General features: G+C 65.4%; 19 protein-coding genes and 1 pseudogene. 14 read left to right on the forward strand and 6 right to left on the reverse strand.

Annotated features, from left to right (window positions below; all coding sequences use genetic code 11):
- Window positions 1-333: pseudogene (locus AC628_RS35235) on the reverse strand (hypothetical protein); the annotation flags it as partial.
- Window positions 334-672: 339 nt separating this feature from the next.
- Between AC628_RS35235 and AC628_RS35240 the strand changes: the two are divergent.
- Window positions 673-2,322, forward strand: a complete 1,650-nt coding sequence (locus AC628_RS35240; RefSeq protein ID WP_074131300.1) for a glycosyltransferase family 39 protein — start codon at window positions 673-675, stop codon at window positions 2,320-2,322.
- A 169-nt stretch (window positions 2,323-2,491) separates the two neighbouring features.
- Window positions 2,492-3,271 carry a class II aldolase/adducin family protein gene (locus AC628_RS35245; protein ID WP_074131301.1) on the forward strand — a complete coding sequence of 260 codons (780 nt, stop codon included), beginning with the start codon at window positions 2,492-2,494 and terminating at the stop codon, window positions 3,269-3,271.
- A gap of 433 nt (window positions 3,272-3,704) precedes the next feature.
- Here AC628_RS35245 and AC628_RS35250 read toward each other — a convergent pair whose 3' ends face one another.
- Together AC628_RS35250 and AC628_RS35255 are read right to left on the reverse strand one after the other, a co-directional pair.
- Window positions 3,705-5,105, reverse strand: coding sequence for a M20/M25/M40 family metallo-hydrolase (locus AC628_RS35250; RefSeq protein WP_074131302.1), 1,401 nt, complete (start codon window positions 5,103-5,105; stop codon window positions 3,705-3,707).
- 96 nt (window positions 5,106-5,201) lie between these two features.
- Complete coding sequence (locus AC628_RS35255) at window positions 5,202-6,815, reverse strand: helicase HerA-like domain-containing protein (protein ID WP_074131303.1); 1,614 nt, start codon at window positions 6,813-6,815, stop codon at window positions 5,202-5,204.
- Window positions 6,816-7,154: 339 nt separating this feature from the next.
- Here AC628_RS35255 and AC628_RS35260 point away from each other — a divergent pair, with 339 nt between their 5' ends.
- The 9 genes from AC628_RS35260 to AC628_RS35300 all read left to right on the forward strand — a co-directional run bounded on the left by AC628_RS35260 (window position 7,155) and on the right by AC628_RS35300 (window position 15,268).
- On the forward strand, window positions 7,155-7,520 hold the full coding sequence (locus AC628_RS35260; protein ID WP_074131304.1) for a hypothetical protein: 366 nt from the start codon (window positions 7,155-7,157) through the stop codon (window positions 7,518-7,520).
- Between the two features lie 55 nt (window positions 7,521-7,575).
- Window positions 7,576-7,983, forward strand: a complete 408-nt coding sequence (locus AC628_RS35265) for a DUF4332 domain-containing protein (protein ID WP_018270650.1) — start codon at window positions 7,576-7,578, stop codon at window positions 7,981-7,983.
- Window positions 7,984-8,084: 101 nt separating this feature from the next.
- Window positions 8,085-8,939 (forward strand): dihydropteroate synthase, encoded by an 855-nt coding sequence (folP, locus tag AC628_RS35270; RefSeq protein WP_143201974.1) that lies wholly within the window; start codon window positions 8,085-8,087, stop codon window positions 8,937-8,939.
- Window positions 8,936-9,316 (forward strand): dihydroneopterin aldolase, encoded by a 381-nt coding sequence (gene folB / locus AC628_RS35275; RefSeq protein WP_074131305.1) that lies wholly within the window; start codon window positions 8,936-8,938, stop codon window positions 9,314-9,316. The genes folP and folB overlap by 4 nt, the downstream gene beginning before the upstream one ends.
- Before the next feature lie 4 nt (window positions 9,317-9,320).
- Window positions 9,321-9,812, forward strand: a complete 492-nt coding sequence (folK, locus tag AC628_RS35280; RefSeq protein ID WP_074131306.1) for a 2-amino-4-hydroxy-6-hydroxymethyldihydropteridine diphosphokinase — start codon at window positions 9,321-9,323, stop codon at window positions 9,810-9,812.
- Between the two features lie 107 nt (window positions 9,813-9,919).
- Window positions 9,920-11,794: a methylmalonyl-CoA mutase subunit beta gene (locus tag AC628_RS35285; protein ID WP_074131307.1), complete on the forward strand. Its 1,875-nt coding sequence runs from the start codon at window positions 9,920-9,922 to the stop codon at window positions 11,792-11,794.
- On the forward strand, window positions 11,791-12,261 hold the full coding sequence (locus tag AC628_RS35290) for a GFA family protein (protein WP_074131308.1): 471 nt from the start codon (window positions 11,791-11,793) through the stop codon (window positions 12,259-12,261). Before AC628_RS35285 ends, AC628_RS35290 begins: the two co-directional genes overlap by 4 nt.
- Before the next feature lie 12 nt (window positions 12,262-12,273).
- Window positions 12,274-14,430: a methylmalonyl-CoA mutase gene (scpA, locus tag AC628_RS35295; RefSeq protein WP_074131309.1), complete on the forward strand. Its 2,157-nt coding sequence runs from the start codon at window positions 12,274-12,276 to the stop codon at window positions 14,428-14,430.
- 73 nt (window positions 14,431-14,503) lie between these two features.
- The gene (locus tag AC628_RS35300; RefSeq protein ID WP_143201975.1) at window positions 14,504-15,268 is read left to right on the forward strand and encodes a DUF3298 and DUF4163 domain-containing protein; all 765 of its coding nucleotides are present in this window, start codon (window positions 14,504-14,506) and stop codon (window positions 15,266-15,268) included.
- 6 nt (window positions 15,269-15,274) lie between these two features.
- Here the strand turns inward: AC628_RS35300 and AC628_RS35305 are convergent, their stop codons facing one another.
- On the reverse strand, window positions 15,275-15,754 hold the full coding sequence (locus tag AC628_RS35305) for an SRPBCC family protein (RefSeq protein ID WP_074131310.1): 480 nt from the start codon (window positions 15,752-15,754) through the stop codon (window positions 15,275-15,277).
- Window positions 15,755-15,915: 161 nt separating this feature from the next.
- Here AC628_RS35305 and meaB point away from each other — a divergent pair, with 161 nt between their 5' ends.
- From meaB to AC628_RS35320, 3 genes are all read left to right on the forward strand, one after another.
- Window positions 15,916-16,908, forward strand: coding sequence for a methylmalonyl Co-A mutase-associated GTPase MeaB (gene meaB, locus AC628_RS35310; RefSeq protein ID WP_074131317.1), 993 nt, complete (start codon window positions 15,916-15,918; stop codon window positions 16,906-16,908).
- The gene (locus AC628_RS35315) at window positions 16,905-17,552 is read left to right on the forward strand and encodes a pyroglutamyl-peptidase I (protein ID WP_074131311.1); all 648 of its coding nucleotides are present in this window, start codon (window positions 16,905-16,907) and stop codon (window positions 17,550-17,552) included. Before meaB ends, AC628_RS35315 begins: the two co-directional genes overlap by 4 nt.
- A gap of 519 nt (window positions 17,553-18,071) precedes the next feature.
- Window positions 18,072-19,442 carry a TIGR03808 family TAT-translocated repetitive protein gene (locus tag AC628_RS35320; protein WP_074131312.1) on the forward strand — a complete coding sequence of 457 codons (1,371 nt, stop codon included), beginning with the start codon at window positions 18,072-18,074 and terminating at the stop codon, window positions 19,440-19,442.
- A gap of 26 nt (window positions 19,443-19,468) precedes the next feature.
- On the opposite strand, the gene AC628_RS35325 is transcribed toward AC628_RS35320, so the two are convergent.
- Together AC628_RS35325 and AC628_RS35330 are read right to left on the reverse strand one after the other, a co-directional pair.
- On the reverse strand, window positions 19,469-19,963 hold the full coding sequence (locus AC628_RS35325) for a TIGR03809 family protein (RefSeq protein WP_074131313.1): 495 nt from the start codon (window positions 19,961-19,963) through the stop codon (window positions 19,469-19,471).
- Between the two features lie 559 nt (window positions 19,964-20,522).
- On the reverse strand, window positions 20,523-21,795 hold a 1,273-nt coding region (locus AC628_RS35330), incomplete at its 5' end, for a S8 family serine peptidase (protein WP_074131314.1).

Raw genomic sequence — 21,795 nt, forward strand, 5'->3', positions numbered from 1 at the left:
CGGCGCGGCCGGGGGGACCGGCGGGGGTGCGGCAACCTTCGGTTCGCGCGGCGGCGGGAACACCGTCTCGTCAGGGGCATTGCGCGGGGAAGTTGCAGGCGAAAGCTCGACTCCGGCGCCCGCGGCACCCGGCTCGAGCCGCGCGGCGATGATTTGGAGTTCCCCAACCACGGCGGCAAGCGCCAGCACGATCGCGCCCGTGCACACGCCGGTCACGCCTGTCATGATCAAGGTGCCGCCGACGCTGAATTCCTTGTAGGGGATTCCCAAGCCGACCGCCGCCAAGCCCGCCACGACCAGGCCCGCACCGACGACCAACAGACCAACCTTCATCGAACTAACCCCCGGGAGACCCGACCAAAAATGGGTGTGGGCCACCAACGCCACGATACCGTCATATTGCCCACACCGCCAACCGCCAATTGTAGGCAGAGTTCCCTAAAATCCCGCTTAACCGCGCGGACGCGCGTCTTTCTCGCGGTCACACCAGACGGCGTTGGCGCCCTGCTTCCGTAGATTTACTGGCTACGAATTGCTGCCAATTTATTGCAACGCATCTGGGAAATTACGCCACAATTACCAATTACTCGGAAACGGAACTGCGCTATGGATGCCGGGGAATGAGGCCCTAAAGCGCCAAACTGGGCCACAGGCACGCCGGTACCACTAGCTATGTCATCGATTACGACGTCTGCCATCGAGGCGCCTGCGCGGCGCTCCGTGGAGAAGACCTGCGACGATCTCGCATTCCTCGTCCTCGGCGTGGTCGCCGTGGTCGCCGGCCTCACTTTCCGCGATTACGGCCTGGGCTGGGACGATTACACCCACGCAGAATATGCCGACCTCCTGCTGCGCATGTACGGGTCCGGGTTCAAGGACACCGGCGCGCTGTCATTCGCCAACCTCTATATGTATGGCGGCGGCTTCGACATGGCCGCGGCGCTGCTGCACAAGATCATTCCGCTTGAACTGTTCGAGACGCGCCGCCTGCTCGGCGCGATCGTCGGCGTCATCGGCCTCGCGGTAACCTGGCGCCTGGCGCGCCGTGTCGGCGGCCCGCTGGCGGGACTGGCGGCGCTGCTGCTGCTGGCGCTGTGCCCGACCTTCTACGGCCACATGTTCATGAACCCGAAGGATGCGCCGTTCGCCGTGGCGATGATCGTCCTGATCCTGGGTCTCGTCCGCCTGATCGAGGAATATCCGGCACCCTCGCCGCGCACGATCCTGATCGTAGGCTTGGGGGCTGGCCTGTCGATCGGCTGCCGCGTCCTTGGCGGGCTCGCTCTGATCTACGCCGTGGTCGGCTTCATCCCGCTCTTCATCGAGGAAGTCCGCAAACAGGGCACGCGCGAGGCGACCCACCGCTTCGCCCACGTCGTCTATGTCCTGCTGCCGGGGCTCGTGCTGGGCTATCTCGTCATGGGCCTGATCTGGCCGTGGTCGATCATGGAGCCCGGCCATCCGCTGGAAGCGGTGACCTACTTCTCGCACTTCTTCGAGAAACCGTGGAAGGAGATGTTCGACGGCGCGCTGGTGTCGGTGCCGGACATGCCGTGGTCCTATCTGCCCACGCTGTTCGCGCTGCAGCTTCCCGAAGTGATGCTGGTGCTGCTGACCGCGGCCGTCGTCACCACCTTCATGTCGCTGTCGCGCATCGATGTGACCGCGAAGCGCAAGTCGATCATGCTGATGCTGACGTTGGCGGCGACCTTGCCGCTGGTGATCGCAATGGTGAAGCGGCCGGCGCTCTACAACGGCATCCGCCACTTCATTTTCGTGATCCCGCCGATGGCGGTGCTCGCCGGCGTCGCATTCGCCCGCGGCATGGACTGGCTCGGCGAGAACCGCCGCGCCTGGCAGCCGGCGGCGCTCGCGGTGTTCGCGTTCGGCCTGCTGCTGCCGCTCAGCGAGATGATCCGCCTGCATCCGTACCAGTACACGCACTTCAACCACATCGCCGGCACGGTGCGGACCGCCGACAACTTCTTCATGCTGGACTATTGGGGTTTGGCGCTGAAGCAGGCCTCCGACGGGCTGCGCGAGCAGCTGGCGGAGCGGCAGGAAGTGCCGCCGCAGAACCGCAAGTGGAAGGTCGCCGTGTGCGGACCGCAGCGCCCCGCGCAGGTCGCGCTCGGGCCCGACTTCACGATCGGCTGGGACAGCAACGCCGCCGACTTCGCGATGACGCTCGGCGAGTTCTATTGCAAGGGCCTGGCCGCGCCCGTGATGGTCGAGATCAAGCGCGACGATGTCGTGTTCGCCCGCGTCTACGACATCCGCGGCCGCAGCATCTCGAGCCTGCTGGCGATCCCGGCGCCGTAGCGCGCAGCACGTCCGTTACGCTGCTGCCCACTTCCGGAGCATGATCTCCCGGATCGTGGGCCAGCCGTCGCATGCTGACATGACTGTCACGCCGTTACGCTGCCTTGCCGCAATCCGGCGCCGACGCTAGGTTCGACGCAGGAAACAGCCATCAACGGAGCAATCGGCCATGTCGCCAGCGGAAGCACGCCTGAAGGAAGTGCCGTCGAATATGAGTGCGGCGGAATGGGAGCAGCGGATCAATCTCGCCGCCTGCTACCGCCTGGTCGCGCTCTATGGCTGGGACGATCTGGTCGATACCCACATCTCCGCCCGCGTGCCCGGCCCCGAGCATCACTTCCTGATCAACCCCTACGGGCTGATGTTCGACGAGATCACCGCCTCGAGCCTGGTCAAGGTCGACCTCGACGGCAACCAGCTTTCGCAGAGCGAGTACAGCATCAACCCGGCCGGCTTCACCATTCATTCGGCGATCCACGAGGTACGCGAGGACGCCGGCTGCGTGCTCCATCTGCACACGATCGACGGCACCGCGGTGTCGAGCGGCCCCGACGGGCTGCTGCCGCTGAACCAGACCGCGCAGCTCGTCACCCACGATCTCGCCTATCACGACTATGAAGGCATCGCGCTCGATCATGACGAGCGCCCGCGCCTGCAGCGCGATCTCGGCACCAAGAACCACATGCTGCTGCGCAATCACGGCACGCTGACGGTCGGTCGCTCGGTCGCGTCCGCCTTCGAGCGGATGTACCATTTGGAGCGCGCCTGCTCGATGCAGGTGGCGACCCGCGCGCTCGGACCGATCGCCTATCCGGTCGACCCACACGCGATCGACAAGAACACCGAGCTGCTCTCCAACCCCGACCGTGCCGAGTTGCGCTCGACCCAGCTGGTCTGGCCGCCGCTGCTGCGCAAGCTCGACCGGGTCAATCCCGGTTACCGTGATTGAAATTTCACAATCTTCGGGTAGGCTAGCCGCCAACACCCTCTGCACTATCGGAATCAAAACGCCGCCCAATTCCGGGCGGCGTTTTTACGTGCGGTTCTCTTCCGTAGCCCGGATGCAGCGCAGCGTTATCCGGGGCGCCCCATCCGCGGATTGACTGTCCGGGACTTCGCGGAGCCTGTCATCGCGCGCTCCTCGCTCGTCCGTCATCCTGAAGTGCGAGCTCTTGCGAGCCTCGAAGGATGCACGGCCACCGGCCGGGCCGCGCATCCTTCGAGGCTCGCTACGCGAGCACCTCAGGATGACGGGTCAAAACTTTCCGGTGCTTATCGAAACGACAACCGGGCGATGGGTATCGCTTCGCTCTACCCATCCTACACGCAAATCAAAACGCCGCCCAATTCCGGGCGGCGATTTTACGTGCGGCGTGTATCGTCTACTTGGCTTCCGCGAAGGCCGCCAAAATCCGCGCCCAGGAGCGGATGCCCTTGTGATAGCTCTTGAGATCGTACTTCTCGTTCGGCGAATGGATATTGTCGTCGTCGAGCCCGAAGCCGACCAGCACGCTGTCGAGGCCGAGCGTGCGCTTGAAGTCGGCGACGATCGGGATCGAGGCGCCGGAGCCGATCAAGAGCGCCTCCTTGCCCCATTCGTCGGTCAGTGCGCGGCGGGCGGCCGCCAGCGGCTTCATGTTCCAGTCGAGCGCGATCGCCGGCGCTGAGGAATGATCGGTGAACTCGGCCTTGCAGTCCGCCGGCACGCGCGCCTTCACATAATCGCGGAACGCCTGTCGGATCTTCTCGGGATCCTGTCCCTCGACCAGACGGAATGAGACCTTCGCCGACGCCTCGGCCGCGATCACTGTCTTCGAGCCCTCGCCGGTGTAGCCGCCGATGATGCCGTTGATGTCGCAGGTCGGCCGCGAGGAGACCTGCTCGATCAGCAGCCGATCCTTTTCGCCGGCGGGCACCGAGAGGCCGATCGGCTTGAGGAAACTTTCCGGCGTCAGATTGAGTTGCTTCCACTGCGCCAGGATGTCCGGCGGCAGATCCTTCACGCCATCATAGAAACTGGGGATGGTGATGTGGCCGTTGTCGTCATGCAGGCCGCCGAGGATCCGCGTCAGCACGCGGATCGGGTTCTGCGCGCCGCCGCCGAACACGCCGGAATGCAGGTCGCGATTGGCAGCCTTGATCTTGACCTCGTCATAGACCAGGCCGCGCAGCGAAGTGGTGATCGCCGGCGTGTTGGGGTCCCACATGCCGGTGTCGCAGACCAGGGCGAAGTCGGCCTTGAGCTCGGCCTTGTTCGCCTCGAGGAACGGCACGAAATTCTTCGAACCGATCTCCTCCTCGCCCTCGATGATGATGGTGATGTCGACCGGCAGCGATCCCGCCACATTCTTCCAGGCGCGGCAGGCCTCGATGAAAGTCATCAACTGTCCCTTGTCGTCCTCGGCGCCGCGCGCGACGATGATCTTGCGCCCGTCGGCATGATCGGTCACCACCGGCTCGAACGGCGGACGGTGCCAGAGATTCAAGGGATCGACCGGCTGCACATCGTAGTGCCCATAGAACAGCACGTGCGGGCGCCCGTCGGTCGAGCCGTTCAGCTTGCCGACCACGGCCGGATGGCCGGCGGTCGGCCGCACCTCGGTCTTGAAGCCGAGGGTTGCGATATCCTTCGCAATATGATCGGCAGCCGCCCTGCAGTCATTGGCAAAGGCCGGATCGGCCGAGATCGATTTGATCCGCAGCAGCGTGAACAGCCGCTCGAGGCTGTTGTCGAAATCGGCATCGATGCGGTCGAGGACGGGCTGCAGCTTGGCGTTGGACATCGCGGATATCCTTTTTGTTTGGACATTGTCGACGTTGTAGCGCGCCGGCCGGCGGAGGCAAAGCTGGTTGCCTACTCCGGTCGGATCGTCGCGATACTACCTGCGCAGGATTCCGCCGAGCGCGCCGCGCACCAACGCGCGGCCGATCGAGCCGCCAACCGAACCGCCGACCGACTTGCCGAGATCTGCGACCACGCCGCCGACCACCTTGTCGGTCACCGAGCGCGTGACGTTGCGCGCGATCACCTGCCCGGTCGAGAGCCGGCCGCGTTTGACATTGGTGCCGAAGATCGTGGCGGCGATCGCGCCGATCTGGCCGAGGATGCCGCCACCACCACCGCCATCGGCCGGCGCGGCCGCGCCCGACAGGCGCTTCTGGATGATCTCGTAGGCGGATTCGGCGTCGATCGCGGTGTCGTATTTGCCCTTCACCGGGCTCGCATCCATGATCGCCTTGCGTTCCTCCGGCGTGATCGGCCCGATCCGCGCCGACGGCGGCCGCACCATGACGCGCTCGACCATCGACGGCGTGCCGCCGCCCTCGAGGAACGAGACCAGCGCCTCGCCCTTGCCGAGCTCCATAATCACTCGTGCGGTATCGAGCTTCGGATTGGGCCGGAAGGTCTGTGCGGCCGCGGCGACCGCCTTCTGGTCGCGCGGCGTAAAGGCGCGCAGCGCGTGCTGCACGCGGTTGCCGAGCTGCGCCAGCACTTTGTCCGGCACGTCGATCGGATTCTGCGTGACGAAATAGACGCCGACGCCCTTGGAGCGGATCAGCCGCACCACCTGCTCGATCTTGTCCATCAGCGCCTTCGGCGCATCGGTGAACAACAGATGCGCCTCGTCGAAGAAGAACACCAGCTTGGGCTTCGGCAGATCACCGGCCTCCGGCAATTCCTCGAACAGTTCCGACAGCATCCAGAGCAGGAACGTGGCGTAAAGCCGCGGGCTCTGCATCAGCTTGTCGGCGACGAGAATATTAACCATGCCGCGGCCGTCGCGGTCGGTCCGCATGAAATCCTTCAGCGTCAGCGCCGGCTCGCCGAAGAACTTCGCGCCGCCCTGGTTCTCCAGCACCAGAAGCTGACGCTGGATCGTTCCGACCGTCGCCTTGGACACGTTGCCGTAGCTCTGCGCGGCCTTGCGGATCGACGCCAGCGGATCGTCCCCGTCGTCAGCCCCCTTCTTGCTGCCGTCTGGTGCGATCGCATCCAGCAGGGCGCGCAGATCCTTCATGTCGATGAGCGCGAGGCCATTCTCGTCGGCGACACGAAAGGCAACGTTGAGCACGCCCTCCTGCACGTCGTTCAGATCGAGCATCCGCGACAGCAGCAGCGGCCCCATCTCGGTGACGGTGGCGCGCACCGGATGGCCCTGCTCGCCGAACACGTCCCAGAACACGGTCGAGAATTGATCGGGCTGGAAGGTCAAGCCCATTTCCTGGGCGCGCTTCACAATAAAGTCCTTGGCCTCGCCGACCTCGGAGATCCCGGAGAGATCGCCCTTGATGTCGGCTGCGAAAACCGGAACGCCGGCGCGCGCTAATCCCTCGGCCATCACCTGAAGCGAGACAGTCTTGCCGGTTCCGGTCGCGCCGGTAACAAGGCCATGCCGGTTGGCGAGCGCCAGCGTCAGCCAGGCAGTCTGCTCACCCTTGCCGATAAAAATTTTCTCGTCGGTATCGGCCAACGTGTTGTCGGAGGTCGCCATTGCTTCGCCTCTTAACGCAGAATTAAATCGGGTCGATCCATTCGAACCCTTGGCATCATATTGCATCTTGCGGGTCGATTGAAACCGTCGGCGAATGCCAACGCATATTGTCGCTGCAGTAGTTCCTCAAACTTTATTCCCGTCAAAGTGACGAAAGGCATTGCGCATTGCGACAAGATGGTGTGAATCCGCCGCTCACTCTTGCAGCGAGGCAACAGTCACAACGCGATCGAAAAAGAAAACGAACTGAAATGCGCGGATCGCTTGAATTTCGTGACACAGGCGCTCAAGATAAATCCTCAAGAATGATCCGGCAAAGTCCGGTTGAGGCGGGGCAAGATGGACGAATTGGTTGGACAGCTGGCCGCGAAGGCCGGCATCGATAGCGCTGTCGCTGAAAAAACCATCGGCATCGTTCTGGGTTTCCTCCGTAACGAGGGACCTTCCGACAAGGTCCAGGCTCTGATCGACCAAATCCCTGGCGCCGAAGCGGCTATTGCCGCCTCCAACAACAGCGGCGGTCTGTCGCGGTTGATGGGTGGCGGGCTGATGGCTGTCGGCACCCGGCTCATGTCGCTAGGCTTGAGCATGGGTGAAATTCAGAACGTCGCGCGTGAACTTTTCAAGTTCGGCCGCGACAAAATCGGAGCGGATCAAATGGGCGAGATCATCTCGGGGACGCCGGGCCTCAGCCAGTTTGCCTGAAGCACCTCCCCACGCCCTTTGCACGTGCGCTCCCTTCTACCTGCATACGAGTATCATGACATACCCCCTCTCCGAGATCGAAGGCCTGTCCGCCTATTGCGCCACCAAACTGAAATCACAGGGTATCCGCACGACCGACGCGCTGCTTGAAGCCGCCCGCACCGTCAAGGGACGCAAGGCGCTCGCCGCCAAGACCGGGATCAGCGAACAACAACTGCTCGAATGGGCCAACATCTCCGACTACATGCGGATTCCCGGGATGGGCAAGGCGAAGGTCGGCCTCGTCCGCGCCGCCGGCGTCACCACGGTGCGCGAGCTCGCCCACCGCAACCCGTCGCGGCTGGCGCAGAGCATGAAGGACGCCAATGTGCGGCGTAAGCTCGTCCGCGTGATGCCTTCTGAGAAGTCAGTCGAGCTGCTGATTGAAGAGGCACGCAAGCTGCCTCCCAAAATCACCTACTAGCTCACCTATTAGCCAGTCTTAACCGCACAAGCGGCCGCCGGCGTCACGCATCGCTGCGACACCTTGACTTGCCGCTGCCGTCAGCGCAAAGCCTGCGCATGATGGCGACCAAGCCCATAGCATCTGTCGTGACCGGCCCGGCCGTATCAACGGTGCTGCCGGCGCTGCTGTCGCGACCGTATCCGGCTGTCATGGGCATCCTGAACGTGACGCCGGACTCGTTCTCCGACGGCGGCCAGTTTATCGCACCCGAACAGGCGTTGGCGCAGGCCCGCAGGCTGGTCGCCGAGGGCGCCGACATCATCGACATCGGCGCGGAATCGACCCGCCCCTATGGCTCGCAGCCGGTCACCGCCGAGGCCGAACTGGTACGGCTGAAGCCGGTGCTGGCCGAGGTGATCGCGCTCGGCGTGCCCGTCTCGATCGACAGCATGAAGTCGGAGGTGGTGGCCTGGGCGCTCGACCAGGGCGCTGCGATCGCCAACGACGTCTGGGGCCTGCAGCGCGACGCCGGCATGGCGGCCGTCGTCGCCGCACGCGGCGTGCCCGTGATCGTCATGCACAACCGCGAGAGCGCGGATCCTGCGATCGACATCATGCAGGAGATCACGGCGTTCTTTGAACGCTCGCTCGATATCGCATCACGCGCCGGCATTGGCTCCGACCGGATCGTGCTCGATCCCGGCATCGGCTTCGGTAAGACCCAGGAGCAGAGCATGATCGCGCTGGCGCGGCTTGCCGAGCTCGACGCGTTTCGCCTGCCGGTGCTGGTCGGCGCCTCGCGCAAGCGCTTCATCAGCACGGTCGTGCCGTCGGAGCCGCAACAGCGGATCGGCGGCTCGCTCGCCGCGCACCTGATCGCGGTGCGAAACGGCGCCCGCATCATCCGCGCGCATGACGTCGCGGAAACCGTTCAGGCGCTGCGGGTGGCCGCGGCAATCGAGGGACAGCAATGACCGACACGATCTTCATCACCGGGATCGTCATCCATGCCCGCCATGGCGTGATGGAACACGAGACCGAGGTCGGACAGCGCTTCGTCATCGACCTCGAGCTCTACACCGACCTGTCGGAATCCTCGCGCACCGACCGTCTCTCCGACACGGTCTCCTATTCCAACGTGGTGGCGACCGCGACATCGGCATTCAAGAACACCAATTACAAGCTGCTCGAGCGCGCCGCCGGTGCGGTGGCCGAGGACATCCTGGCGACCTTCCCGCGCGTCAGGGCGGTCAAGGTCACCGTGCACAAGCCGCACGCACCGATCGCCGCGATCTTCGACGATGTCGGCGTGGTGCTGACGCGCTCGCGCCACCCGCCGGCGCACGGTTGACCTGATGGCCGATGTCCTGATCGCACTCGGCGGCAATGTCGGCGATGTCCGCACGACGTTTCGCAAGGCGATCGCCAACATCTGCGGCATGACGCAGGCCGCACTCGTGGCCCGCTCGTCGGACTATTCGACGCCGCCATGGGGCGATCAGCAGCAGGACAGCTTCATCAATGCCTGCATCGAGATCGACACCAGCCTCGATCCGCACGCACTGCTGTTCACCTTGCACAAGATCGAAACCAAGTTCGGCCGCGACCGCAAGACCGAGCAGCGCTGGGGGCCGCGCACCCTCGACCTCGACCTGATCGCCTATGACGACGTCACACTCGACAAGCCGGAACTGACGCTGCCGCACCCGCGTTTGTTCGAGCGTGCCTTCGTGCTGGTGCCGCTGGCCGAGATCGTTCCCGACCGCGTCATTGCCGGGCGCCGCGTCGCGGATGCGCTGGCAAACGTCTCCACCGACGGTATTTTCCGTCTTGCGGACCCCGATTAAAAGTCGAACGGCCGCAAACAAAAGTTTGGCTTGGCCGCCCGCCCGTGGCAATTTCCGGCCAAATCAAGGGGCCCTCTTGCTGGGCCGGTGAAGGACGATTTGGGCGGATGACGACCTCGACTGACGACTTGCCTCTGGCTTCGGATTTTCCGGCTGCGACCTATGACGACTGGCGCAAGCTGGTCGACGGCGTGCTGAAGGGCGCCCCGTTCGAGAAGCTGGTCGGCAAGACCTATGATGGCCTGAAGATCGATCCGATCTACCGCCGCGCCACCAACGCCAGTCCGCTTCCGGGCCGCGCCGCCGCGATGCCCTGGCATATCCTGCAGCGGGTCGATCACCCCGATGCCGCGCAGGCCAATGCACAGGCGCTGCATGATCTCGAGAACGGCGCGACCGGCCTCGAATTCGAGTTCGCCGGCGGTCCCGGCACGCGCGGCTTCGGCCTCGCCGATGCCAGCAAGAAGACGCTGGCGCGTGCCTGCGGCGGCATCCATCTCGATGCCGGAATCATGATCGCGCTCAACCCGGTGATCGGCCGCGAGAACGCCGGCGAAACGTTCGCCGACATGGTCGAGGCCCGCAAGCTCGATCCCGCCAAGCTCGACCTGCACTTCAACTACCAGGCGCTCAGCACCATGGCGGTGCGCGGCGCCGCGGCCATCGCCTGGCCGAATTACGAAAAGTCGTTCGGCCAGGTGGTCAACGGCCTGATCAGGCGCGGCTTCAAGGGGCCGTTCGTGCTGGCCGACGGCCGGCCGGTGCATGATGCCGGCGGCTCCGAGGTGCAGGAGCTCGCCTTCACGCTCGCCCTCGGCCTCGCCTATCTGCGCATGCTCGAAGCTGCCGGGATCGACCTCGATGCGGCGCGTGCGGCAATCTCGTTCCGCCTCAGCGCCGATGCCGACCAGTTCCTGACCATGGCGAAATTCCGCGCGCTGCGGCTGTTGTGGGCGCGGGGTGAGCAAGCCTGCGGCCTCGCGCCGAAGCCGATCTTCGTCAATGCCCAAACCGCCTGGCGGATGCTGACCCAGCGCGATCCCAACGTGAATATGCTGCGTGCGACGATCGCGACGTTTGCGGCCGGGCTCGGCGGCGCCAATGCGATCACCGTGCTGCCGCACACGCTGGCGCTCGGTCTGCCCGACGATTTCGCGCGGCGCGTCGCACGCAACACGCAACTCGTGCTGCTCGACGAGTCCAACCTTGCAAAAGTCTCCGACCCCGCAGCGGGTGCCGGCGGCATCGAGACGCTGACCTCGCAGCTTTGCGAGGCGGCGTGGGCGCTGTTCCAGGAGATCGAGAAGGCCGGCGGCATCTTCCCCGCGCTCGAGCAGGGTCTGGTGCAGAAGAAAGTTGCCGCGACGCGGGCGCAGCGCGAAACCAATGTGGCGAAGCGCCGCGACGTGCTGACCGGCGCCAGCGAATTCCCGAACCTGCACGAAGACGTCCTCGCGGTGCTGGACGTCAAACCGTCAGCGCCGGCGTCATCAGCCGGTGCCAAGGTCATCTTCGATGCCCTCGCGCCGATGCGGCTCGCCGAGCCGTTCGAGGCGTTGCGCGACAAGTCGGACGCCGCGCTGAAGGCGCGCGGCTCGCGGCCGAAGATCTTCCTTGCCAATCTCGGCACGCCCGCCGATTTCACCGCCCGCGCCACATTTGCAAAGAGCTTCTTCGAAACCGGCGGGATCGAGGCCATCGACAGCGAGGGCTTTGCCGACGCGGCGGTGCTCGCCGCGGCCTTCAAGGCCTCGGGCGCCGCGATGGCGTGCATTTGTTCCTCCGACAAGGTCTATGCCGCCAGCGCCGTGGAGGCCGCCAAGGCCCTTCACGGCGCCGGAGCAAGGCATATCTATCAGGCAGGGCGGCCCGGCGACCAGGAAGCGGCGCTGCGGGCAGCCGGCATCGGTGAGTTCGTCTTCGCCGGCGGTGATGCGCTGGCGACATTGCGCGACGCCTATCGGCGGATGGAGCAGGCATGACGGCAGAGGCACCAGCGAAACCCGTTCTGACCGGCGGCTGCCAATGCGGCGCCGTGCGCTTTGCGGTGTCGGCGGCACCGAACCGGGTCAGCATCTGCCACTGCCGGATGTGCCAGAAGGCCTCCGGAGCGCCGTTCGCCTCCTTCGCCGACATCAACAAGGAGGATTTCGCCTGGACCCGCGGCAAGCCGGCGGCGTTCAAATCCTCCTCGATCGCCGAGCGCGACTTCTGCGCCGCCTGCGGCACCCCGCTCAGCTTCCGCCGGATCGACGGCCCGCGGATCGAGATCATGACCGGCGCCTTCGACCGGCCCGACCGGGTGATCCCGACGCAGCAATTCGGAACAGAGTCCCGCCACGGCTGGGTGGTCGGGATCGCCAATCTGCCGAGCCAGACCACGATGCAGAATTACGGACCGGAGAAGATGGCGACCATCGTCAGCCATCAGCATCCGGACCATGACTAAGGAAGCCAAGGAATGACCCGCATTCCCAATTTCGCCGACGTCGCCTTCCAGCCCGTTGCTCCGGCAATGCCGGCCGCGAGCGCCGAGCCGTGGCTGACGCCCGAAGGCATTCCGGTGAAGTCCACCTACAGCGAGGCCGATCTCGCAGGCATCGACTTCCTCGAGACCTGGCCGGGCATCGCGCCCTATCTGCGCGGCCCCTACCCGACCATGTATGTCAACCAGCCCTGGACCATCCGGCAATATGCCGGGTTCTCCACGGCGGAGGATTCCAACGCCTTCTATCGCCGCAACCTCGCGGCCGGACAGAAGGGCCTGTCGGTGGCGTTCGACCTCGCCACCCACCGCGGCTATGACTCGGATCATCCGCGCGTCTCCGGCGACGTCGGCATGGCCGGTGTCGCGATCGATTCCATCTACGACATGCGCACGCTGTTCGCCGGCATCCCGCTCGACCAGATGAGCGTGTCGATGACCATGAACGGCGCGGTGCTGCCGATCCTCGCGCTGTTCGTTGCCGCCGCCGAGGAACAGGGCGTGCCGCCGGAGAAGCTGTCGGGCACCATTCAGAACGACATTCTGAAAGAGTTCATGGTGCGCAACACCTACATCTATCCGCCGGCGCCATCGATGCGGATCATCTCCGACATCTTCGCCTACACCTCGCAGCGGATGCCGAAATACAATTCGATCTCGATCTCCGGCTACCACATGCAGGAGGCCGGCGCGACGCAGGACCTCGAGCTCGCCTATACGCTCGCCGACGGCGTCGAATATCTGCGTGCGGGCTTGGCCGCGGGCCTCGACGTCGATCGTTTTGCCCCCCGCCTCTCCTTCTTCTGGGCGATCGGCATGAACTTCTTCATGGAAGTCGCCAAGATGCGCGCGGCGCGGCTGCTATGGGCCAAGCTGCTGAAGCAGTTCAATCCGAAAGACCCGCGCTCGCTATCGCTGCGCACGCATTGCCAGACCTCGGGCTGGTCGCTGACCGCGCAGGACGTGTTCAACAATGTGATGCGCACCACCATCGAGGCGATGGCGGCGACCCAGGGCCACACCCAGTCGCTGCACACCAATGCGCTCGACGAGGCGTTGGCGCTGCCGACCGATTTTTCCGCGCGCATCGCCCGCAACACGCAGCTGTTCCTGCAACAGGAGAGCGGCACCAACCGCATCATCGATCCCTGGGGCGGCTCCTACTACGTCGAAAGCCTCACCCGCGATCTCGCGGCCAAGGCCTGGGGCCACATCCAGGAAGTCGAGGAACTCGGCGGCATGGCCAAGGCGATCGAGGCCGGCGTGCCGAAGCTGCGCATCGAGGAGGCGTCCGCCAAGACCCAGGCGCGGATCGATGCCGGCCGCCAGGCGGTGATCGGCGTCAACAAGTTCAAGCCGGAGAATGAGAAGCCGATCGACGTGCTCAAGGTCGAGAACTCCACCGTGCGGCGGTTGCAGATCGACAAGCTCGGTCGGCTGAAGAAGGAGCGCAACCAGAAGGACGTCGATGCGGCACTCGCGGCGCTGACCCGTTCGGCCGGCGAAGGTAACGGCAATCTGCTCGCGCTCGCTATTGATGCTGCGCGCGCCAAGGCCACCGTCGGCGAGATTTCGGACGCCATGGAAAAGGTGTTCGGCCGTCACCGCGCCGAGATCAAGTCCATCACCGGCGTCTACAAGCGAGAGGCAGCGACCATGTCCAACAAGGTCGAAAAGGTGCAGGCCCTGATCGATGCGTTCGAGGAGGCCGAAGGCCGCCGCCCCCGCATCCTGGTCGCCAAGATCGGCCAGGACGGCCACGACCGCGGCCAAAAGGTGATCGCATCGGCCTTCGCCGACGTCGGCTTCGACGTCGATATCGGGCCGCTGTTCGCCACCGCCGACGAAGCCGCGCGCCAGGCGGTCGAGAACGACGTTCACATTCTCGGCGTCTCCTCGCTCGCCGCCGCCCATCTCACCGCGGTGCCGGAACTGAAGGCCGCGCTGAGGAAGCACGGCCGCGAGGACATCATGATCATCATCGGCGGCGTGGTGCCGCCCCAGGATTACGACGCGCTCTATGCCGCGGGCGCCGAGGCGATCTTCCCGCCCGGCACCGTGATCTCCGAGGCCGCCGAAGAGCTGATCCGCAAGCTCAACACCCGGCTTGGCCACAGCGAGGCGGCGGAGTAGCGCTGCCGCGCCTGCCCTCTCCCACCTGGAGTTTTCCATGCGCGCCGTTCGCTTGATGACGCCTGCCCGCATCATGGACCTTGCCGCCCTGCTGGCAGGCCTCTGCCTGCCGGCGCTTGCCGCCGATCCAAAGCCCGACGCCACCATCAAGAACGCGAGCATCGAGGCCAGCGTCTATCTCGACGACAAGATCAAGGCCGATGGCGCACTTGCGGCCGATTGCCTCGCCGAGGGCAAGAAATGGATCAACAAGAACGCCGCCGAGGCCGCCAACGACCGCAAGCAGGAGCCCGACCTCTTCAGGGACCGCGGCGGCTATTCGTTCGAGCGCAAATATTCGGTGCGCTCCGTCGTCGACGGCCGCTATGTCAGCGTGCTGCGCGACGACTACATGAACACTCTCGGCGCGCATCCGAACTCCGACGTCAACACCATCCTGTGGGACACGACCGAGAAGAAGCGCATCAGCATTCGCTCCTTCTTCACCGAGACGGCGGACAACGGACCGACCCTGACGGCGATGCGTAAGGCCGTCGTCAGCGCGCTGAATGCCGAGAAGAAGCGGCGCGATGCCGGCGAGACGGCAACCGCCGAATGGTACAAGGAGCTCAAGCCGACCCTGCTCAAGATCGGCGCCGTGACGCTGGCGCCGTCGACCGAGGCCGGCAAGAGCTCCGGCCTCACCTTCCACTACCCGCCCTACGCGGTCGGCCCCTACGCCGAAGGCCAGTATGTGATCTTCGTGCCGTGGCAGACGCTGAAGCCGTATCTGACGGCAGAGGGCGGAAAAATCTTCGCCGGCGCGCGGCCGAAGGGCGACGCCGACGATCAGCAATAGCGCCCTTCAGCGGATCGCGACCTCGCGGCGCGCCAGCGCCCGGATCAGCGAGTCTGTCCAGTCCGGAATCCAGGCCTGGAACTGGGTGTGCCAGCGATCGGCATCGCCGGGCGCCGTCTCGAGCTTGACCGACCATTCGATGAAGGTGCGGTTTCCCTCGATGACCGGGAGCAGGTGCATTGTGCCCTCATAGCCGGTTGGTTTCGGTGCATCCGCCCCGGTATCCTGCGGGAATGGCAGTGGCTCGATGCTGGCATAGGTCAGCGAATGCTGGGCGTCCGAGTGACCGGCAAGGCGTTGCCTGACCCACAGCCCGAGATAGCAGAAGCGCCTGATCGCGCCGATCTCGTCGCCGCGCCTGTCGTCCTCGATCACGCTTTCGCTGACGCCGTCGATATAGGCCGGATAGTTGTTGAAGTCGCGGATCAGCGACCACACCGTATCGAGCGGGTGATCGAGGACGGTGCTGTAATAGGCTCTGGTCATGGCACGCTCCGGAGGGTTGATCCGCAGTCTTGGCGGAACATCAGCCTGATCTAGCGAACGGCTGTCGGGTTAACCCACCCGATTTCCGATCCCAACAATCGATCCGGACGACGGAGCACTCGGCTCTCGCCTGCAACGGGCGGCCGTTGTAAACCATGGCCATGACTGCGCCGAAAACTGCCTCCCCCGACATCCACGCCCTCGCCCAGCAGCTCCGCGCCGGCCACCGCGCCGCGCTGGCGCGGGCGATCACGCTGGTCGAGAGCCGGCGCGGCGACCACCAGGCCTCCGCGCGCGAGCTGGTGCAGGCGCTGTTGCCCGACACCGGCAAGGCGGTGCGGGTCGGCATCACCGGTTCGCCCGGCGTCGGCAAGTCGACCACCATCGATGCGCTCGGCATGTTCCTGATCGAGCGCGGCCACAAGGTCGCGGTGCTCGCGGTCGATCCCTCCTCGGCGCGCACCGGCGGCTCGATCCTCGGCGACAAGACCCGGATGGCGCGGCTTGCCGTGTCCGATGCCGCCTTTATCCGCCCCTCGCCCTCCTCAGGTACGCTCGGCGGCGTCGCGGCGAAAACCCGCGAGGCAATGCTGTTGTGCGAGGCCGCCGGCTTCGACGTCGTGCTGGTCGAGACCGTCGGCATCGGCCAGTCCGAGACCGCAGTCTGCGACATGACCGATTTCTTCCTGGCGCTGATGCTGCCGGGCGCCGGCGACGAGTTGCAGGGCATCAAGAAGGGTCTCGTCGAGCTCGCCGACATGATCGCGATCAACAAGGCCGACGGCGACAACCTCAAGCGCGCCAATCTCGCCGCCGCCGACTATCGCAGCGCGCTGCACATCCTGGCGCCGCGCTCCGAGCACTGGCATCCGCCGGTCGTGACTTATTCCGCGCTGACCGGCGCCGGGCTCGACAAGCTCTGGCAGAAGATCCTCGATCACCGCACCGCGATGAACGCCTCGGGCGAATTTGCGGCCCGCCGCCGGGAGCAGCAGGTGAAGTGGATGTGGTCGATGCTGGAAGGCCGGATGATGGCGCGGCTGCGCTCGGACGCTGCGATCCGCGCCAAAGTGAAAAAGATGGAGGCCGAGGTCGCCGGCGGCCGCATCTCGCCCGCGGTTGCCGCCGAGCAGATCGCGGAGATGCTGCATTGAGCGGCCGGCTGCGCATCCTCGTCACCGGCTTCGGGCCGTTCCCCGGTGCGCCGTTCAACCCGACCATGCCATTGGTGAAGCGGCTGGTCGCCCTGCGCCGCCCCGCCTTCGACGACGTTGCGCTGTCGAGTCACATCTTCGACGTCACCTACGCGGCCGTCGATCGCGAATTGCCGGAGCTGATCGCAAGCCATCGTCCGCAGGCGCTCCTGATGTTCGGACTCGCCGGCCGCAGCGCGCACTTGCGGATCGAAAGCCGTGCCCGCAACGCGGTGACGACGCGGTTTCCCGACGCCGGCCGCCAGCATGCGCGCAAGGGATCGATCGCAGGTGGCGCCGATGCCATGATGTTCGGGCCGCACAGCGAAAGGCTGCTGCGTGCGGCGCTTGCCACAGGCATCGATGCACGCGCATCGCGCGATGCCGGCAGCTATCTCTGCAACTACCTGAGCTGGCGCGCGATCGAAGTCGTGAACGGCGACAACGATCTTCGCCTCGCACAGTTCGTCCATGTTCCACTGCTCGCCCGCGACGGAACGGCCGCGCCAGGCAAATCGTCCATCACGCTGGAGGCGCTCGTCGATGCCGGCGAGGCCATGCTGTTGGAGCTGGTGAAACTGACCAGGCAGGCCGCGCGCACGTGAGCGAGACGGATTGAAGGTGTAAGTGTCGCGAGAATGCGGCGGATGATCCGCAGCACGCGCAACATACTCGCCGTCGTCCTGGCGAAAGCCAGGACCCATAACCACGAGAGCTGATTGTTGAACAGGCTGGAACGACGAGTCCCATCCATACCCCCGCCGCGGAGTATGGGTCCTGGCTTTCGCCAGCGCGACGCGCGCGGAAGGAGCCGTGGACTCTCATACCGAGTCACCACATGCGCGGGTGATGACACCGAATAAGTTGTTTGACATGCGAATTCGGGTTCTCACCCCGTCATTGCGAGCGAAGCGAAGCAATCCATTTTGCCACCAGCGGAGAAATGGATTGCTTCGTCGCTATCGCTCGCAATGACGGCGGAGAGCCATCAGTTCCACCCGCGATTAACCCTACCGCCAACTATCGCCCGGCTGCGGCGGCGTGTTCACCATGCCGCGCCGGATTTCGCGCTACTGATCGGGCGCGAACGTCACCGCTCGCGAATGTTTGCGAGGGCCATACCCATGGACGTCAACCGCCGCCATCTCATCGGAGCATCCGCCGCCGGCGCAGCCGGCGCGCTGGCGATGTCGCCGGATGCGGTGCGCGCCGCGCAGTCTGCCGGCTCGCTTGGCCGCGACGTCACGCAATATGGCGTCCGCCCCGGCAGCCCCGACGATCAGACCCGCAATCTGCAACGCGCGATCGATGATGCCGCGCGCGCGCAGGTGCCGCTGGCGTTCCCGCCCGGCGTCTACCGCAGCGGGCTGTTGCGGCTGGCGCCCGGCAGCCAGCTGATCGGCGTGCGCGGCGCAAGCCGGCTCGTGTTCAACGGCGGCGCCTCGCTGCTGGAGGCCGAAGGCGCCGGCGGCATTGTCCTGATGGGCCTCACCTTCGACGGCGGCAACGTCCCGCTGCCGGCGCGGCGCGGCCTTGTGCATTGCCTGGCCGGCCGCGACATCCGCATCACCGATTGCCAGGTCACCGGCAGCGGCGGCAGCGGTATCTGGTTCGAGCAGATGTCGGGCGACGTCAGCAACAACATCTTCACCGGCATCGCATCGACGGCGCTGGTGTCGTTCGACGCGCTCGGTCTGATCGTCTCGCGCAACACCATCAAGGGCACCAGCGACAACGGCATCGAGATCCTGCGTAGCGCGATCGGCGACGACGGCTCGATCGTCGCCGACAACCGCATCGAGGACATCAAGGCTGGCCCCGGCGGCTCCGGTCAGTACGGCAACGCCATCAACGCCTTCCGCGCCGGCAACGTGATCGTGCGCGGCAACCGCATCAGCAACTGCGACTTCTCGGCGGTGCGCGGCAATTCGGCCTCCAACATCCACATCACGGACAACAGCGTCAGCAATGTCCGCGAGGTCGCGCTCTACTCGGAGTTCTCGTTCGAGGCCGCTGTGATCGCCAACAACACCGTCGACGGCGCCGCGATCGGCGTCTCCGTGTGCAATTTCAACGAAGGCGGCCGCATCGCGGTGGTCCAAGGCAACATCATCCGCAATCTATTGCCGAAGCGCCCTGTTGGCACCGATCCGAACGACGGGGCCGGCATCGGCATCTATGTCGAGGCCGACAGCACTGTGACCGGCAATGTGATCGAGAACGCGCCGACTTTCGGCATCGTCGCCGGCTGGGGCAAGTACCTGCGCGACGTCGCGATATCCGGCAATGTCGTTCGCAACGCCCTCATCGGCATCGGCGTCTCGGTGGTGCCGGGCGCAGGCTCCGCGCTGATCAACAACAACATGATCTCGGAAACCCCGCGCGGCGCGGTGGTCGGGCTCGACCACGCCCGCCCCGTTACGTCAGACCTGTCGGCGGCCGGCGTCCAGCAATATGCTCAGCTCGTGGTCGGCGCAAACGCGGTGCGGCGCTAGAGGTCGATCCGGAAAAGAGCGTCCGCCTACAGCGCGTTGCGCAGCAGCGGATAGCGTCGCTGGATGGTGTCGAGGTCAAGCACCGGCGGCGGCATCACCGCAGGGGGCATCTCCAGCGGCGGCGCGTCGGCGACCACGGGCGGCTGCTCGAGCACCTCGGCCGCCGTCTTAAACGCGGCCGCAACCGCGGTCATTGCGGCCTCCGCCAGGGTCGCGGCCTCCGCGCAGCGCTCCGGCATCGGCGAGATATCGGGCGGCGGCAGCTTCGACTTGCGACGGCCGAGCCAGGACAGGTCGATCGGCGAATTGTCGAGCGAGGCTTCGCGGGTCAGCAATTCCCGCCAGATGTCGACCGCCGCTCGCGCTTCCCTGATGTTCTCGAGAAAGGCCTGCTCGCTGTGATAGCGGCGCCAGCGTCCGGTCTCGAACAGCTCGTTGAGGTGCTCCAGCCTTTGCTCGGCGAGGTTGCACCAGCGCGCAACGATCTCCTGGCCTCTGGCCACGTCGGTCCGATGTGTCATTGAACTTGCCCGCAGGGAAAGAAACGGACGCAGACGCAACCGAACCGAATCAACTGGACGTGACACTGATATTCTGTGGAAAAGGTAAATAAAGTCTAACTAAATTCTTAATCGGCGGCGGGCGATGAAAGAAGTCCGCTCTACTACGGAGTTTCTTGCGCGAACCTTCGTCAAGTCATCGACTTGCATGATGGAGATGCGCGTCGCTTGCGGACGCGGCGCAGCCAAAAGATCCACAGCAAGCCGGTGCGGCCATCGCGCCCCGTGATGCCCTCGCGATCACCCAGTGTAGCGCTGGATGCCTTAGCCGCGTTCGGCCAGTCGGTCATGTAAGGCACCCCAAAATGAAAGACCCGTCCGGGGGGACAACCGGACGGGTCAAAGCCATATGGGCGCTTGGGGTGGATGGGCGCTCGCGCCTGATATAGCCGGGGAGGGATAAACCGCTCCCACACACATAAGTCGTGAGAGGAAGGCGGACGTTCAAATCGTCGGCGATTTTTTTAACCTTTTCGCCGCCCGGTTCCATCGCACCGTTGCAGGCGTCAGGCGCCGAAAATCACTGTGCAGCCCGATGATTTGCAGCGGAATCGTCAGCTGCGACCGACGGCGCGCCTTCATTCAACGCGCGGCTCACGGAAGTGTTATTGCCGTCCGGTCTCAGCGCGGGCTGCGGCGGTTTGTCCACCGCCGACGCGACCGGCGCGCTGGTCGCCGCCATCACCGCGGCAAGCGCGTCCGCCTCCCCGGCCCCGAACAGATCGTCGCGTCCAGGTATCCCGAGATCGCGGGCCGTGCTGGTCAGGACCTTCCGCACGTCGGCGGGCTTCAACGCCGGACCGCGCTCCAGCACCAGCGCCGCGATGCCGCTGACGAACGCGGCTGAAAACGAGGTGCCCGACATCAGCTGGTACTTGCCGTCCGGCACCGGCACGAGGAGGTCGGCGCCCGGCGCCGCCAACGCGATATAGCTGCCGCGGTTCGATGCCGCCATCAGCCGGTCGCCGGCATCGATACCGCTTACCGCGATCACGTCGGGATAGGCGGCCGGATACAGCGGCGGCGATTTCGCCCCGGCATTGCCCGCCGCGGCGACCAGCACGACGTCCCTCACCGCAGTGGCGGCCACCGCACGCTCGACAAGTGCGTCCTTCGGTCCGGCAAAGCTCATGTTCACGATCTGCGCGCCGTGCGCCACCGCATAGTCGAGGCTCCTGAGGATGACATAGGAGGTGCTCTCGGCGCCGTCGGCAACCGCCCCGAAGGCGCGGATCGCCAGGATCCGCACTTCCGGCGCGCTCCCCGTCAGTTTGACGCGCGCGGCGATTGCGCCGGCGATGGCGGTGCCGTGGGCATGCGGGCCATCCTTGCTGCCGAGCGCATCGAAGGTATCCGCGACCGTGTTCGCCAGTTCCGGATGGGCGGCGTCAATGGGGGAATCGATGACGGCGATGGTGACATTCATTCCGCGCGCCAGCCTGTGCGCCTCGGGCAGGTGCAACTGCATCTGCGCGTATTGCGACGGATCATTGCCGCCTGATGGCGGCTTCTGGTCCTGCAGCGCGTAACGGTAGTTCGGCTGCACCGAGCGCACGCTGCCGTCGCCTGCGAATTCGCGGCTCGCGGCATCGGCCGAGCGATTGTCGGCCATGCGGAACAGGCCGATGGTCGCCCCCAGCAACGGGATATTCTGCGAGGCAATCCGCCTCAGGCCATGGCGGCGCGCGAGCGCATCGGTCTGGGCCTCGGTCATGGCGCCGTCGATCTCGGCCACGAGCTCGTTCGGCACGGTTCGCGTGCCCGCCACGTCCTGCGCGCGCGTGCCGCCGCCG

This window comes from Bradyrhizobium sp. NAS96.2, assembly GCF_001908235.1.
Lineage (GTDB): Bacteria > Pseudomonadota > Alphaproteobacteria > Rhizobiales > Xanthobacteraceae > Bradyrhizobium.

Excerpts from the sequence above, each read along its gene's own strand:
- AC628_RS35240 (WP_074131300.1), top strand. The coding sequence starts at position 673 with ATGTCATCGATTACGACGTCTGCCATCGAGGCGCCTGCGCGGCGCTCC.
- AC628_RS35245 (WP_074131301.1), top strand. The coding sequence starts at position 2,492 with ATGTCGCCAGCGGAAGCACGCCTGAAGGAAGTGCCGTCGAATATGAGT.
- AC628_RS35250 (WP_074131302.1), bottom strand. The coding sequence starts at position 5,105 with ATGTCCAACGCCAAGCTGCAGCCCGTCCTCGACCGCATCGATGCCGAT.
- AC628_RS35255 (WP_074131303.1), bottom strand. The coding sequence starts at position 6,815 with ATGGCGACCTCCGACAACACGTTGGCCGATACCGACGAGAAAATTTTT.
- AC628_RS35260 (WP_074131304.1), top strand. The coding sequence starts at position 7,155 with ATGGACGAATTGGTTGGACAGCTGGCCGCGAAGGCCGGCATCGATAGC.
- AC628_RS35265 (WP_018270650.1), top strand. The coding sequence starts at position 7,576 with ATGACATACCCCCTCTCCGAGATCGAAGGCCTGTCCGCCTATTGCGCC.
- folP (WP_143201974.1), top strand. The coding sequence starts at position 8,085 with ATGGCGACCAAGCCCATAGCATCTGTCGTGACCGGCCCGGCCGTATCA.
- folB (WP_074131305.1), top strand. The coding sequence starts at position 8,936 with ATGACCGACACGATCTTCATCACCGGGATCGTCATCCATGCCCGCCAT.
- folK (WP_074131306.1), top strand. The coding sequence starts at position 9,321 with ATGGCCGATGTCCTGATCGCACTCGGCGGCAATGTCGGCGATGTCCGC.
- AC628_RS35285 (WP_074131307.1), top strand. The coding sequence starts at position 9,920 with ATGACGACCTCGACTGACGACTTGCCTCTGGCTTCGGATTTTCCGGCT.
- AC628_RS35290 (WP_074131308.1), top strand. The coding sequence starts at position 11,791 with ATGACGGCAGAGGCACCAGCGAAACCCGTTCTGACCGGCGGCTGCCAA.
- scpA (WP_074131309.1), top strand. The coding sequence starts at position 12,274 with ATGACCCGCATTCCCAATTTCGCCGACGTCGCCTTCCAGCCCGTTGCT.
- AC628_RS35300 (WP_143201975.1), top strand. The coding sequence starts at position 14,504 with ATGGACCTTGCCGCCCTGCTGGCAGGCCTCTGCCTGCCGGCGCTTGCC.
- AC628_RS35305 (WP_074131310.1), bottom strand. The coding sequence starts at position 15,754 with ATGACCAGAGCCTATTACAGCACCGTCCTCGATCACCCGCTCGATACG.
- meaB (WP_074131317.1), top strand. The coding sequence starts at position 15,916 with ATGACTGCGCCGAAAACTGCCTCCCCCGACATCCACGCCCTCGCCCAG.
- AC628_RS35320 (WP_074131312.1), top strand. The coding sequence starts at position 18,072 with ATGGACGTCAACCGCCGCCATCTCATCGGAGCATCCGCCGCCGGCGCA.
- AC628_RS35325 (WP_074131313.1), bottom strand. The coding sequence starts at position 19,963 with ATGACACATCGGACCGACGTGGCCAGAGGCCAGGAGATCGTTGCGCGC.